Raw genomic sequence first — 14,204 nt, 5'->3', positions numbered from 1 at the left:
CTCCCGAGAGGAAGCAGCGACATGTTCCGCAGCTTGCGAAGAGCGTTGTGCGCGGCGGCGCTTCTCCTGCCGCTCCTGGCCGGAGTCCAGCCGCCCGCCCACGCCGCCGAGGCCGCGGCCGGAGCCGGCTACTGGCACACCAGCGGTCGTCAGATCCTGGACGCGAACGGCCAGTCTGTCCGGATCGCCGGCATCAACTGGTTCGGCTTCGAGACCGGCAACAACGTCGTCCACGGCCTCTGGTCCCGCGACTACAAGTCCATGATCGACCAGATGAGATCGCTGGGCTACAACACCCTCCGCATCCCGTTCAGCGACGACATCTTCAAGCCGGGGACCGTCCCCAGCAGCATCGACTTCTCCGGAGGCAAGAACGCCGACCTGCAAGGGCTGAGCTCCCTCGGCGCACTGGACAAGATCGTGTCGTACGCCGGTCAGGGCGGCCTCAAGGTCATCCTCGACCGGCATCGCCCGGACGCCGCCGGCCAGTCGGCGCTCTGGTACACCTCGGCGGTACCGGAGTCGACATGGATCGCCAACCTCCGTGCCCTCGCGACCCGTTACCTCGGCCAGGACACCGTCGTCGGCATCGACCTCCACAACGAGCCCCACGACCCGGCCTGCTGGGGCTGCGGCGACACCACGCGTGACTGGCGCCTGGCCGCCCAGCGTGCCGGGAACGCCGTCCTCGCCGTCAACCCCGAGCTGCTGATCTTCGTCGAGGGCGTCCAGACGTACAACGGTGTCTCGGGCTGGTGGGGCGGCAATCTGATGGGCGTCGCCGACCACCCGGTGCAGCTGAACGTGGCGAACCGGGTCGTGTACTCCGCCCACGACTACGCCACCTCCGTGGCCCAGCAGAGCTGGTTCAGCGACCCCAGCTTCCCCGCCAACATGCCCGGCATCTGGGACAAGTACTGGGGCTACATCTTCAAGCAGAACATCGCGCCGGTGTGGGTGGGCGAGTTCGGCACCACCCTCCAGTCGACCGTGGACCAGCGGTGGCTGGCCGCGCTGGTGGACTACCTCCGGCCGACGTCGACGTACGGCTCGGACTCCTTCCACTGGACCTTCTGGTCCTGGAACCCCAACTCAGGTGACACCGGCGGGATCCTGAAGGACGACTGGCAGACCGTGGACACCGTCAAGGACGGGTATCTGGCGAGCGTCAAGGCACCGGGCTTTCCGCCGGGCGGCGGCGGTCCGGGCGGCCCCGGCGGTCCTGGCGGGCCCGGGGCGGCCTGCACCGCCGCCTACACCGTCAGCAGCGACTGGGGCAGCGGCTTCAACGCCGAGGTGAAGGTGACCAACACCGGGACGACCGCGATCTCGTCCTGGAAAGTGACCTGGACCTGGAGCGGGTCGCAGAAGGTCACGACCATGTGGAACGCGTCGTACACGCAGTCCGGGGCGACGGTGACCGCCACGAACGCCGCTCACAACGGGACGGTGGCCGCGGGCGGTTCGGCGAGCCTCGGGTTCGGCGGGGCGCCGGGAGGCGGGAGCGTGCCGACCGTGACCTGCACGGCGACATGAGCGAGGGGGCGCCCGGCACTCGGTCGGGCGCCCCTGTCATCCAGCCGTCGGATCAAAGATCGTTCAAATTTTCGGTCTGGATGTTCTCCGGAGGCATGCTTTTCCGAAAAGATCACGCCAGGATCGCCAACCTTCCGATCCTTGCCAACCCCCCATGCTCTGAAGGACCTCCATGAGAAGAAGTACAGCCGTGCTGTGCGGTGCGACCGTCGTTCTCGCGGGCTCGCTCACCGCCGTCCCGGCCCAGGCCGACGCCCCGCAGTCCGCCCAGGCGTCGAGCCTGACCTGGAAGAAGTGCGGTACGGACGACTCCCCGACCCTCCAGTGCGCGTCGGTGAAGGTGCCCCTGAACTACGCCAAGCCCGAGGGGCGGAAGATCACCCTCGCCCTCACGCGCGTGCCGCACACCGCGCAGCGCTACCAGGGTCCACTTCTGGTCAACCCCGGCGGCCCCGGCGCCAGCGGCCTGAGCCTCGCCGACTACGTCGCGTCCGCGCTCCCCAAGGCGGTCGCGAGCCAGTACGACGTCATCGGCTTCGACCCGCGCGGCGTCGGCAAGAGCAAGCCCGCCCTGGACTGCAAGGCCGGTTACTTCAACCCGGTCCGCCCGGACTCCGTGCCCAGCACGGCCGCGATCGAGAAGGCCAACCTGGCGCGCGCCAAGTCCTTCGCCAAGGCCTGCGGCACCAAGTACAAGGACGTGTTGCCGTACATCAACACGATCAGCGCCGTGAAGGACATGGACTCGATCCGCAAGGCGCTCGGGGCGAAGAAGATCAACTACTTCGGCTACTCGTACGGCACCTACCTGGGCCAGGTCTACGGCAAGCTGTTCCCGAACCGGGTGCGCCGCATGGTGCTGGACTCCATCGTCGACCCCGACGGAGTCTGGTACGACGCCAACATCTCGCAGGACTACGCCTTCGACGCCCGGCACAAGGCGCTCATGGCGTGGATCGCCAAGTACGACTCCACGTACAAGCTCGGCACCGACCCCGCCAAGATCGAGGCCAAGTGGTACGCGATGCGCGCCGCGCTGGCCAAGAAGCCGGCCGGCGGCAAGGTGGGCGCCGCCGAGTTGGAGGACATCTTCATCCCGGGCGGCTACTACAACGGCTACTGGCCCATGCTGGCCAAGGCGTTCGCGTCCTACGTGAACGACAAGAAGACCGACCTGCTCGTCGAGACGTACGAGAACATCGCCGCCATCGACGCCTCCGGTGACAACGGCTACAGCATCTACGCCGCCGTGCAGTGCCGCGACGCCTCCTGGCCGCGCGACTGGAACCAGTGGCGCAAGGACAACTGGAAGGTGTACGACAAGGCCCCCTTCATGGCCTGGAACAACGCCTGGTACAACGCGCCGTGCGCGTTCTGGCCGACGAAGACCCTGAAGCCGGTGAACGTCGCCAACAGCAAGCTGCCTCCTGTGCTGTTGTTCCAGGCGACGGACGACGCGGCCACCCCGTACCAGGGCGGCGTCACCGTGCACCGACTGCTCAAGAACTCCAGCCTGGTGGTGGAGCAGGGCGGCGGCAACCACGGCATCTCGCTGAGCGGCAACGCCTGCCTCGACAAGCACCTGGTGAAGTACCTCACCGACGGCACGGTGCCGCGCGGCAGCGGCGTGGCCGACGCGGTCTGCGAGAAGACCCCCGACCCCAAGCCGGAGGCCGCGGCCTCGGCGATGTCCACGGCGACCGCCGGACAGCCGGCCACGGCGCCAAGCAGGGCCGTTCTGCACGGTCTCCTCGGCTTCCGCGGCTGAGCCGACAAGCGCTGAAACAGTACTGATGCAGCGCTGAAGCAGGACCGAACAAACAGGGCGCCCGGTGAACACCGGGCGCCCTGCTCATCGTCGAAGGAAGCGACTACGGGTGCTCCGGGTGCCCCGGGTTCCCCTGACTTCCCTGGCTCCCCTGGCTCTCCATGAACAAGGCGAGCAGGCCCCGGGCCGTGTTCTTCTCGGAGTCGATGCCGGGCATCTCCATGCCCTCGCCGCCGAGGGCGATCTCGGCGCTGCGGACGAACATGGCCTGCTCGTACTCGGTGAGCGCGGCCTCCGTGTCGTCGGGGTGGGCGGCGAGGGCCTTGCCGAGTTCGGCGCCGTCGAGCATGGCGAGGTTGGCGCCTTCGCCGTTCGGGGCCTGGAGGTGGGCGGCGTCGCCGAGCAGGGTCACACCCGGCACACGGTCCCAACGGAGTTCGGCCGGAAGGGTGTTGAGGGAGCGTGGCGCCGGTGCGGTGTCGGCTTCGGTGATCAGGGCGGTGAGTTCGGGCGCCCAGCCCTCGAACTCCGCCGCTATGCGCGCGGTCGCCGCCTCGGCATCGGTGAAGTCGACGGCGGCGAACCAGTCCTGCGGCCTGCTGAGCATCACATAGACGTGCAGGGTGTCGCCGCTCTCCCGGTGCGCGAAGAGCTCCTTGCCCGGCGAGGGCGCCATCAGCGACCCGCTGCCCACCGTCTTCGCGGCGACGGGGTGCCGGGTGTCGGCGTCGTACAGATAGATGTCGACGCATGTCGTGCCGGTGTATTCGGGGGTGGCGGTGGTGAGCAGCGGCCGTACCCGCGACCACGCGCCGTCCGCGCCGACCAGCAGGCCGGTGGTGACGGTGGTGCCGTCGGTGAACCTCACCTCGTGGCGGCCCCCGCCGAGGGCACGGGTGCCGCTCACCTTGTGCCCCCACCGCACGGTGCCGGCCGGGAGCGAGTCGATCAGCAGCCGGCGCAGCTCGCCGCGCATCACCTCGGGGCGTCCGCCCGTACCGTCGTCGGCCTGCTCGAACACGACGGTTCCGTCCCGGTCGAGGAGCCGCATCGCCTGGCGGCCCTCAAGGACGAGTCCGCGGAACTCGTCCATCAGGCCGGCCGCCTCCAGGGCGAGCTGCCCGTTGTAGTCGTGGATGTCGAGCATCCCGCCCTGTGCGCGGGCCGTCGGGGAGGCCTCGGCCTCGTGGACGGTGACCGGGATGCCGTGGAGGTGCAGGACGCGGGCGAGTGTGAGTCCGCCGAGTCCGGCGCCGATGATCGTGACGGGTGTGTGCATGGGGGCTCCCTCGGAATCGGGCCGCCCGGTGGGTCCGGCAGGCCTCTTCCGGAAAGGTGCCAAGCGCCGCCGACGGGCCACCGACAGCGGGCGTACGGGCCCCGACACATGACCGACAGTTCCGACAGCCGACCGACACCGCGCCCGGCCGACCGGTCCAGCGTCTACGACGGCGAAGGGCGCCCTTCGCCGTCGTACGGCAGCGGTTGTGCCGCCGCTTCAGTCGGTCACATCAAGTCGGTCACAGCTTCTCGATGACGTAGTCGATGCACTTCGTCAGCGCCTCGACGTCCGCCGGGTCGATCGCCGGGAACATGGCGACGCGCAGCTGGTTGCGGCCGAGCTTGCGGTAGGGCTCGGTGTCGACGATGCCGTTGGCGCGCAGGACCTTGGCGACGGCGGCGGCGTCGATGTCGTCGGAGAAGTCGATCGTGCCGATGACCTGGGAGCGCTTGGCGGGGTCCGTGACGAACGGGGTCGCGTGCTTCGACTCCTCCGCCCAGCTGTACAGGCGCGTCGAGGAGTCCTTCGTACGGGCCGTCGACCACGCCAGACCGCCCTGGCCGTTGATCCACTCCAGCTGCTGGTTGAGCAGGAAGAGGGTGGCGAGGGCCGGGGTGTTGTACGTCTGGTTCTTGCGGGAGTTGTCGATCGCCGTGGGGAGCGAGAAGAACTCGGGCACGTGGCGGCCGGAGGCGTGGATCCGCTCGGCGCGCTCGATCGCGGCGGGGGAGAAGACGCCGATCCACAGGCCGCCGTCGGAGGCGAAGGACTTCTGCGGGGCGAAGTAGTAGACGTCGGTCTCGGCGATGTCGACCGGGAGGCCGCCGGCGCCGGAGGTGGCGTCCACGAGGACGAGCGCGCCCTCGTCGGCACCCGCCACGCGCTTGATCGGGGCGGCGACACCGGTGGAGGTCTCGTTGTGCGTGAAGGCGTACACGTCCACGCCCGCCTCGGCCTGCGGCTCCGGGTGGGTGCCCGGGTCGGAGGCGATGACGGTGGGCTCGGCCAGCCACGGGGCGAGCTTGGCCGCCTTGGCGAACTTCGAGCTGAACTCGCCGAAGTTCAGGTGCTGCGACTTGTTCTCGATCAGACCGTGGGTCGCGACGTCCCAGAACGCGGTGGAGCCGCCGTTGCCGAGGATCACCTCGTAGCCCTCGGGCAGGGAGAACAGCTCACTGATGCCCTCGCGCACCTGACCGACCAGGTTCTTCACCGGGGCCTGGCGGTGGGAGGTGCCGAGCAGAGAGGTGCCGGTCGCGGCCAGCGCGTCCAGCGCTTCCGTCCGCACCTTGGAGGGGCCCGCGCCGAAACGTCCGTCGGCGGGCTTGATGTCAGCGGGAATCTGGATCTCAGCCACGAAGGGAGGGTAGCCGGTGGGGGAAACGCGGTCGAAACGTAGTCCGTCGGGTGAGACGCCTGGTTGACGGCCGCGGGGCGAACGGGGAGGGAGAAGGCGTCTTGCCGTCTTGTGGAATCCCGGCCCGCAGCCCGTCCACGCCGGTGACTGTCAGTGGTCGGATGCATCCTGGACCCATGACAGAACTCGGGGCTCTGGAGTCGCACCTGCGTGCCGCCGTCCGGGGTGAGGTCGGATTCGACGTCACCGCGCGGGCGTTGGTGACCATGGATGCGTCCAACTACCGGCGGGTGCCGGTGGGAGTGGTGGCGCCGAGGGACGCCGAGGACGTGGCGGCGGTCCTCGCGGTGTGCCGGGAGCGCGGCGTGCCCGTCGTCGCCCGGGGTGGCGGGACCTCCATCGCCGGACAGGCCACCGGCACCGGCGTCGTACTGGACTTCACCCGGCACATGAACCGCCTGCTGTCGATCGACCCCGAGGCCCGGACCGCCGTGGTCCAGCCGGGACTCGTCCTCGACCGTCTCCAGGACGCCGCCGCCCCGCACGGACTCCGCTTCGGCCCCGACCCCTCCACCCACAGCCGCTGCACCCTCGGCGGGATGATCGGCAACAACTCCTGCGGCTCGCACTCGGTGGCCTGGGGGACGACCGCGGACAGTGTGCGGGAGCTGGCCGTGGTCACCGCGCGCGGGGAGCGGCTGCGGCTGGGGCAGGGGTGGGCGGGGGCGCCGGAGGGGCTGCGGGCGCTGGTGGACGGGGACCTGGCCCGCCTCCGCACCGGCTTCCCCGAACTGCCCCGCCGTATCTCCGGATACGCGCTGGACGCACTGCTGCCCGAGAAGGGCGCCGACGTCGCCCGCTCCTTCTGCGGGAGCGAGGGCACCCTGGGGATCCTCACCGAGGCGGTCGTGCGGCTCGTCGAGTCTCCACGCGCGCGTGCCCTCGCGGTGCTGGGCTACCCGGACGAGAGTGCGGCCGCCGAGGCCGCCGCCGGGCTGCTGGCGTACGGCCCTTTGACGGTGGAGGGCATGGCGGCGGACCTGGTGCCCTCGTCGGCCGCGCTGCCGCGGGGCGGGGCCTGGCTCTTCGTGGAGACGGGCGGCGACACGGAGGCGGAGGCACACGCGCGTGCGGAGACGATCGTGCGGGCCGCCGATGTCGTCGACGCGCGGGTGGTGACCGACCCGGCCGGTCAGCGTGCCCTGTGGCGCATCCGCGAGGACGCCAGCGGCACGGCCACCCGCATGCCTGGGGGCACCTCCCAGCCCCCCAGGGCTGGGGGAGGCTCCGAGGCATGGCCCGGCTGGGAGGACTGCGCGGTACCGCCCGCCCGACTGGGCGCCTACCTGCGGGACTTCCGTGGGCTGCTGGCCGGACACGGGCTGCGCGGGACGCCGTACGGTCATTTCGGCGACGGGTGCATCCACGTCCGTATCGACTTCGACCTGCTGACGGAGGCGGGGGTCGGCCGTTTCCGGCGGTTCTCGGAGGAGCTGGCCGACCTGGTGGTCGCGCACGGCGGCTCACTGTCCGGGGAGCACGGAGACGGACAGGCGCGGGCGGAGCTGCTGCCGCGGATGTACGGCGAGGAGATGGTGGGCCTCTTCGAGCGGGCGAAGGCGGTCTGGGACCCCGACGACCTCCTGAACCCCGGCATGCTGGTCCGCCCCGCCCCCCTGGACTCCAACCTCCGCTTCTCCGTCCTCCCCCGACAGCCCGTCGACGTGACCTTCGGCTACCCCGCCGACGGGGGCGACTTCTCCGCCGCCGTACGCCGCTGCGTGGGCGTCGCGAAATGCCGTACGACGTCGGCGTCCGGGCCCGCCGTCATGTGCCCCTCCTTCCGGGCGACCGGCGAGGAGACGCACTCCACGCGCGGTCGTGTGCGCCTGTTGCACGAGATGCTCGCCGGCGAAGTGGTCACCGACGGCTGGCGCTCGGAGGAGGTGCGCGACGCGCTGGATCTGTGCCTCTCCTGCAAGGGATGCCGGTCGGACTGTCCGGTCGGGGTGGACATGGCCACGTACAAGGCGGAGTTCCTGCACCACCACTACGCGGGCCGACGGCGTCCGGCCGCGCACTACGCGATGGGCCGGCTCCCGCTGTGGCTGCGGGCGGTGACCCGCACCCGCACGGCACGGCTGGTGAACGCACTGGCCGCGGTGGGCCCGGTCGCCCGGCTGGGGAAGCGGCTCGGGGGGATCGCCGTCGAGCGGGGGGTGCCGCGGGTGGCGACGGAGACGTTCAGCGGGTGGTGGAGGCGGCGGGGCGACGGGCCGAGTGACGGCGGTTCGCGCGGCGACGGTTCCCGCGGGCGGGTCGTGCTGTGGACCGACACCTTCACCGAGCACCTCTCACCCGCGGTGGGGCAGGCGGCCGTACGGGTGCTGGAGGCGGCGGGGCTCTCGGTGGTGCTCCCGCCGACGCTGAGGGTGCGCTCGGCCGGGTTCAACCCGTTCACGGCCCGCCGCGGCCGGGTCTGCTGCGGGCTGACGTACGTCTCCACAGGGCAACTCGACCGCGCCCGTGCGGTCATGCGCCGCACCCTCGACCTGATGGCACCGGTGCTGGAGACGGACCTCCTGGTGGTGGTCCTGGAACCGAGCTGCGCGGCAGCGCTCCGCACCGACCTGCCGGAGCTGCTCCATGACGATCCGCGGGCGTCGAGGCTGGCCTCGCGGGTGGTGACGTTCGCGGAGGCGCTGGAGCGGATGGCCCCGGGCTGGGCACCGCCCCGGCTGGACCGTCCGGTCGTCGGCCAGACCCACTGCCATCAGCACGCGGTACTCGGCGACGCGGCCGAACGTCGACTCCGTGCGGCCGCGGGACTGGACGGGGAGCTGGCGGGCGGTTGCTGCGGGCTCGCGGGCAACTTCGGCTTCGAGAAAGGCCACTTCGAGGTGTCACGCGCGTGCGCCGAGGAGCAGCTGCTGCCGGCGGTGCGGGGGGCGGTGGGCGACGGGGTGGTGGCCGACGGGGCGGTGGCCGACGGGGTGGTGGTTCTGGCGGACGGGTTCTCCTGCCGGACGCAGCTGGAGCAGTTGGCGGGCGTGCGGGGGCGGCATCTGGCGGAGGTGCTGGCGGAGGGGCTGGGGGAGGGGGCCGAAGACCGTAGGCGCCGGTGATCAGATCTTGATCACCCCGGCATCAACGGCTTCTCGGAGAGCCCGGGGGTGGCGGCCATGGGGCAAGTCCGGCAAAGCCCCTACCGGCAAACACGGCGTGACCACTGCTGCCCGACGGCCGGGTGCGGGGCGCTTCGTACGCTGGCCCCTTGGCAAACCACCCCCAAGGAGCCCCGTTCATGCCCCTCCGCCTCCGCCCCATCACCCGCGCCGACCACCTCGCCTTCATCGCGGCCCGCCCCTCGGCCAGCCACATGCAGCTCCCCTCGTGGGGAGACGTGAAGCCGGACTGGCGGGCGGAGAGTCTGGGGTGGTTCGACGAGGAGGGGGCGCTGGTCGGAGTCGGCCTCGTGCTGTACCGGCCGTTGCCGAAGGTGAAGAAGTACCTCGCGTACATGCCCGAGGGCCCGGTGATCGACTGGTACTCCTCCGATCTGGGGGAGCGGTGGCTGGAGCCGATGCTGGCGTATCTCAAGCAGCAGGGCGCCTTCTCCGTCAAGATGGGGCCGCCCGTGGTCGTACGGCGTTGGAGTGCCGACGCGGTGAAGGCGGCGATCGCTGACCCGGCCGCGCGGCGGCTGCGGGACGCGGAGGCGACGTCGTACGAGCCGCGTGCCTTCGACGTTGCGGACAGGCTGCGGCGGACGGGGTGGCAGCAGACGGAACCCGGCGGGGAGGACGGGTTCGCGGCCGGGCAGCCCCGGTATGTCTTCCAGGTGCCGCTCTCGGGCCGGTCGTTGGAGGAGGTTCATCGCGGGCTCAATCAGCAGTGGCGGCGCAACATCAAGAAGGCGGAGAAGGCCGGCGTCGAGGTCGTCCGCGGTGGGTACGACGACCTGCCCGCCTTCTACGGGCTGTACACCGAGACCGCCGAGCGTGACCGGTTCATCCCGCGCCCGCTCACCTACTTCCAGCGCATGTGGACCGCGCTCACCGCCGAGGACCCCGACCGCATGCGTCTCTACCTCGCCCGCCACGAGGGCGACACCCTCGCCGCGGCCACCATGCTCGCCGTGGGCGAGCACGTCTGGTACTCCTACGGCGCCTCCACCGCCCGTAAGCGCGAGGTCCAGCCCAGCAACGCGATGCAGTGGCGGATGATGGCTGACGCCCATGAACTCGGCGCCGCGGTCTACGACTTGCGCGGCATCACCGACACCCTGGAGGACTCCGACCACCTCCTCGGCCTGCTCCGCTTCAAGGTGGGCACGGGCGGTCAGGCCGCCGAGTACCTCGGGGAGTGGGACTTCCCCCTCAACCGGCTGCTGCACAAGGCGCTGGACCTGTATATGGCCCGCCGCTAGCCGCTAGCCGCTAGCCGCAGTCACCCCGGCGCACCTGTGGCACCGGCCGCCCCCGCAGCCCAGGACCGAAGCCCCTGGGCGTGAGCGGAGTCATCCGGGACAGTTGCCAAATGGCTTCACGTTCCTGACCGAGTCCACTACTCTGGACTCGACAGTACATCGCGATGAACGAAACCCTGAGAACGAGTCCCCTGGAAGGCCCCGTGACCACCCCCAGCGCAGCCGCCTCCGTCTCCGCCTCCACCTCTGTCTCCGCCGACACCCCCGCCCCGGCTTCGGCGGCTCCGAGCCCCGAGGTCCCGGTGGCGGGCGGTGCCCCGCGGCGATGGGGTTCGCTCGGGGCGATCGGGCTGGTGCTGTCCGCGGGCATCTCGGTGCAGTTCGGCGGTGCTCTCGCGGCGAGCCTGATGCCGCGGGCCGGGGCGCTCGGTGTGGTGACCTTGCGGCTGGCGGCGGCCGCGTTGATCCTGCTGGCCGTCTGCCGGCCCCGCCTGCGCGGCTACACCCGCGCGGACTGGGCCACGGTCGTGGTCTTCGGCATCACGATGGCCGGCATGAACGGACTCTTCTACCAGTCCATCGACCGCATCCCGCTCGGCCCGGCGGTGGCCCTCGAAGTCCTCGGCCCGCTGGTCCTCTCGGTCCTCGCCTCCCGCCGGGCGATCAACCTCCTCTGGGCGGCCCTCGCCCTGGGCGGCGTCTTCCTCCTCAGCGGCGGAGGCTTCGGCGGCCTCGACCCCGTCGGTGTCCTGTTCGCCCTGGGCGCCGGCGCCATGTGGGCGGCGTACATCGTCTACAGCTCCCGCACGGGCCGCCGCTTCCCGCAGGCGGACGGTCTGGCCCTGGCGGTGGCGGTGGCGGCGCTGCTCTTCCTCCCCCTGGGCATCGCCGAGTCGGGCTCGAAGCTCCTCGACCCCACGATCCTCGCCCTCGGCTCGGCGGTGGCCGTCCTCTCCTCCGTCCTGCCCTACACCCTCGAACTGGTCGCCCTCCGCCGCCTCCCCGCCTCCACCTTCGCCGTCCTGATGAGCCTGGAACCCGCCATCGCCGCGACCGCCGGCTTCCTCATCCTCGACCAGGCCCTCTCCGCCACGGAGGCCGCGGCGATCGCGCTGGTGATCGCGGCGAGCATGGGGGCGGTGCGCACCCAGGTGGGGCGCGGGAAGGCAAAGGCGCCGGACCAGCCGGGCAGTTGACACCGGCTCACGCCGCAGGCATCTCGTACATTCAGCGCATGGTCAGCCGAGGTCACCGGCCTCACGCTGATGGTTCATGGACAACGGAACACCGGGCACGCACGTCGGCGAACCACCCCCTCCCGGGCAGGTGGAACTGGTCGAACTGGTCATCCCCGGGACCGGCGTGGTGGACCGTGAGGAGGTCCTCCGGCCGCCCGGTGTACGGCAGGTCAGCGGAGACGGCAGCGCGGGCTGGTACCGCACCGCCGAGGAGGACAGCGACGGTCCGGCCGTCCTGCGCGAGGTGTACGACTGGCCACGGCTTTTGATCGGCGGGGCCGGCCGGGCGGTCTGGCTCTTCCTGCTGCCGTTCCTCGTGATCAACCTCGTCACGTGGATGCAGCCACGATTACCGGAACGCTCCTGGCAGGGATCCCTCTACAGCTTCGGGGCGCGGCTGCTCGGACTGTCCCTGACCGTGATGCTGGTCGGCGTCTTCGGGCAGGCCGCCATGGATCAGATCGTCTGGCAGTGCGGGGCCGGGACCGCCGAGTGCGTCTCGGGCAACTTCGCGGTCAGCGCGGCCCGCAAGCCGGACACGGGGACGGGCCTCGCGCTCGCGGCCCTCGCGCCCCTGATCGTCGGCACCCTGATGGCGTTCAGCGCCCGGGACGCCAAACGCGAGTACCGCCCGGTGCTCAGGACCGCCTCGCGCGGCGACTACGAACAGGCCGAGGAGGAGGACCGGCACCGGCACGACGGACACCGCACCCGGCGGCCCTTGGAGATCCGCGGCTTCTGGGAGCACAACACCCGGGCCAGGGGCCTGACCACCCGGCATCTGTGCGCGGGACTGCTCACGGTGGCCATGCTGCTCATCGTCCCGCCGCTCCAGTACGACCTGCGCGAGGGCGACGCGACCCTGGCCCTGATCCTGTTCGTGCTGATCCTGGCGATGGCCCTCCTCGTGGTGATCGACGGACCGTACTTCCGCGCCACCTATGTCCAGCGCGACGGCGAGATGGGCTCGCCGCGGCGCCGGCTCCGCTGGCCCCTCAGATACGCCGAGGGGTCCGTCATCGGCTGCTCGGCGGTGACGGCCGCCGCCATGGTGTGCTGCGCGGTGCCGTCCCGGGACTGGGACGCCGCCCGTGCGCGCTCCACCATGCTGCCCGGCATGGGAGCGGAGGCGAACTACGTGGTGATCGCCCAGGGCGTCGGCCTCGTGTTCATGGTCATCGCCTGTGTCGCGATGGTCAGGAGCGAGACCGGCTCGGCGTCGCACACCACCCTGTACGGACTCCTGGGCCCCGTGGTCGGTGTGCTGGCCTGCTTCATCGGCTGGCTGTACACCGCCGCGTTCTCCCTGTGGCTCCAGGGCTGGCTCACCCCCGACGGCGACGCGTACGCGGCCCTCATCCCCAGGGCCGTCCAGGTGGTCGCGGCCGCCTTCCCGCTCGTCGTGCTGCTCGGCGCGGCGGTGGGCGCGATCGTCGCCGCGTGCATGGCCGTACGCCGCCCCTGGCTCTCACCGGCCGAGTCCCCCGACGCGGCCCCCGACCCCGGCGCGGCTCCCGGCCCCAGCGCGGATCGCGACGACACCGACGACAACCACCGCCAGTGGAAGAGGCTGCGGTTCGCGGAGTACGCCGGGGTCCGCGCCCTGATCTGGTACGACCGCGGCCTGGCCACCCTCGCGCTGCTGGTCGTCGTCCTGATCTGCGCCATGTACGGGGCCTACTGGGTCGGCGACGGCTCCTGGCTGGCGGGCGTACGGGACGTCACGACCGACGGACTGCAGCAGCTGACGACGCTCGGGGCCGTCATCCTGGTCGGTCTCGTCGCGGTGGCCGTGTTCGCCGTACGAGCCATCGTGCTGCGGCCGGAGATGCGCCGTAACGCCGGGCTGGCCTGGGCGTTCGGCGCGTTCTGGCCGCGTGCGGCGCACCCCTTCACCCCGGCGGCCTGGGCGGTGCGCACCGTCCCCGAGCTCGTGCACCGTATCGAGTACCTGCTGGGCGGGAACGAGCGGCGCATGCTGATCCAGGCCCACTCGATGGGATCCGTGGTCGCCGTGGCAGCGCTGTGGCAGGTACAGCCCGAACTGCGCGAACGCATCGCCCTGCTGACCACGGGCAGCCCGGTCGGCGTGATGTTCCAGCGCCACTACCCCGGTTACGCGCCCGGCGACTCGATCCGGGCCCTGACGGACCTGCACGCCTGGACGAACATCCACCGCGCGACCGACGTGCTGGCGGGACCGGTCCTCGGGACCCTGGCCGTGCCGGGCCGCTTCGAGGACGTGGAGTGGAAGGACGGCGTGACCCCGACCGCCGACCAGGAAGCCGCGGCACCGCACCGCACACCGGGCCAGCCCGTCTTCTGGCCACTGGAACGGCACAGCGGCTACCGACGCGCCCCCTGGCTCCGCCCGATCCGCAGACGCCTCCTCGACTCCCTGAAGGGGACCCTGCCACCACCGCCCCCGATCGTCCTGCCCGCACAGGCACAGGCACAGGCACAGGCACAGGCACAGGCACAGGCACCGGCACCGGACGGCGGGAACGGCGCGGCGACGCTACCCCGGGTCACCGGCTGAACTGCCAGTCGCCCCAGCACCCGCACACCGTCCCCGTGAGGCCGGCGCGGATTAT

8 protein-coding genes are annotated in these 14,204 nt (G+C 71.3%); 6 read left to right on the top strand and 2 right to left on the bottom strand.

The genetic code is table 11. The features are described from left to right. The first annotated feature begins 21 nt into the window (after positions 1 to 21). Together PH203_RS15875 and PH203_RS15870 are read left to right on the top strand one after the other, a co-directional pair. Positions 22 to 1,536: a cellulase family glycosylhydrolase gene (locus tag PH203_RS15875; RefSeq protein WP_289920599.1), complete on the top strand. Its 1,515-nt coding sequence runs from the start codon at positions 22 to 24 to the stop codon at positions 1,534 to 1,536. Between the two features lie 172 nt (positions 1,537 to 1,708). After that, positions 1,709 to 3,304, top strand: coding sequence for an alpha/beta hydrolase (locus PH203_RS15870; protein WP_289920598.1), 1,596 nt, complete (start codon positions 1,709 to 1,711; stop codon positions 3,302 to 3,304). Positions 3,305 to 3,407: 103 nt separating this feature from the next. Here the strand turns inward: PH203_RS15870 and PH203_RS15865 are convergent, their stop codons facing one another. Both PH203_RS15865 and serC read right to left on the bottom strand, forming a co-directional pair. Then, on the bottom strand, positions 3,408 to 4,583 hold the full coding sequence (locus PH203_RS15865) for an NAD(P)/FAD-dependent oxidoreductase (RefSeq protein WP_289920597.1): 1,176 nt from the start codon (positions 4,581 to 4,583) through the stop codon (positions 3,408 to 3,410). A 241-nt stretch (positions 4,584 to 4,824) separates the two neighbouring features. Continuing rightward, complete coding sequence (gene serC / locus PH203_RS15860) at positions 4,825 to 5,943, bottom strand: phosphoserine transaminase (RefSeq protein ID WP_289920596.1); 1,119 nt, start codon at positions 5,941 to 5,943, stop codon at positions 4,825 to 4,827. Positions 5,944 to 6,119: 176 nt separating this feature from the next. Between serC and PH203_RS15855 the strand changes: the two genes are divergently transcribed. The 4 genes from PH203_RS15855 to PH203_RS15840 all read left to right on the top strand — a co-directional run bounded on the left by PH203_RS15855 (position 6,120) and on the right by PH203_RS15840 (position 14,149). Beyond that, on the top strand, positions 6,120 to 9,068 hold the full coding sequence (locus PH203_RS15855; RefSeq protein WP_289920595.1) for an FAD-binding and (Fe-S)-binding domain-containing protein: 2,949 nt from the start codon (positions 6,120 to 6,122) through the stop codon (positions 9,066 to 9,068). Positions 9,069 to 9,247: 179 nt separating this feature from the next. Next, positions 9,248 to 10,372 (top strand): peptidoglycan bridge formation glycyltransferase FemA/FemB family protein, encoded by a 1,125-nt coding sequence (locus PH203_RS15850; RefSeq protein WP_289920594.1) that lies wholly within the window; start codon positions 9,248 to 9,250, stop codon positions 10,370 to 10,372. Positions 10,373 to 10,575: 203 nt separating this feature from the next. After that, positions 10,576 to 11,568 carry an EamA family transporter gene (locus tag PH203_RS15845; protein WP_289920593.1) on the top strand — a complete coding sequence of 331 codons (993 nt, stop codon included), beginning with the start codon at positions 10,576 to 10,578 and terminating at the stop codon, positions 11,566 to 11,568. A 76-nt stretch (positions 11,569 to 11,644) separates the two neighbouring features. Then, positions 11,645 to 14,149 (top strand): hypothetical protein, encoded by a 2,505-nt coding sequence (locus tag PH203_RS15840; RefSeq protein ID WP_289920592.1) that lies wholly within the window; start codon positions 11,645 to 11,647, stop codon positions 14,147 to 14,149. Positions 14,150 to 14,204: the final 55 nt, after the last annotated feature.

The organism is Streptomyces sp. S.PB5 (genome assembly GCF_030403745.1).
Taxonomy (GTDB): Bacteria; Actinomycetota; Actinomycetes; order Streptomycetales; family Streptomycetaceae; genus Streptomyces.
Note: the sequence above shows the minus strand (reverse complement) of the source record. Positions and strands in the feature narration are given on the sequence as shown.

What these genes read in the sequence shown, in the direction of transcription:
- PH203_RS15875 (WP_289920599.1), top strand. Translation starts at nt 22, where the DNA reads ATGTTCCGCAGCTTGCGAAGAGCGTTGTGCGCGGCGGCGCTTCTCCTG.
- PH203_RS15870 (WP_289920598.1), top strand. Translation starts at nt 1,709, where the DNA reads ATGAGAAGAAGTACAGCCGTGCTGTGCGGTGCGACCGTCGTTCTCGCG.
- PH203_RS15865 (WP_289920597.1), bottom strand. Translation starts at nt 4,583, where the DNA reads ATGCACACACCCGTCACGATCATCGGCGCCGGACTCGGCGGACTCACA.
- PH203_RS15855 (WP_289920595.1), top strand. Translation starts at nt 6,120, where the DNA reads ATGACAGAACTCGGGGCTCTGGAGTCGCACCTGCGTGCCGCCGTCCGG.
- PH203_RS15850 (WP_289920594.1), top strand. Translation starts at nt 9,248, where the DNA reads ATGCCCCTCCGCCTCCGCCCCATCACCCGCGCCGACCACCTCGCCTTC.
- PH203_RS15840 (WP_289920592.1), top strand. Translation starts at nt 11,645, where the DNA reads ATGGACAACGGAACACCGGGCACGCACGTCGGCGAACCACCCCCTCCC.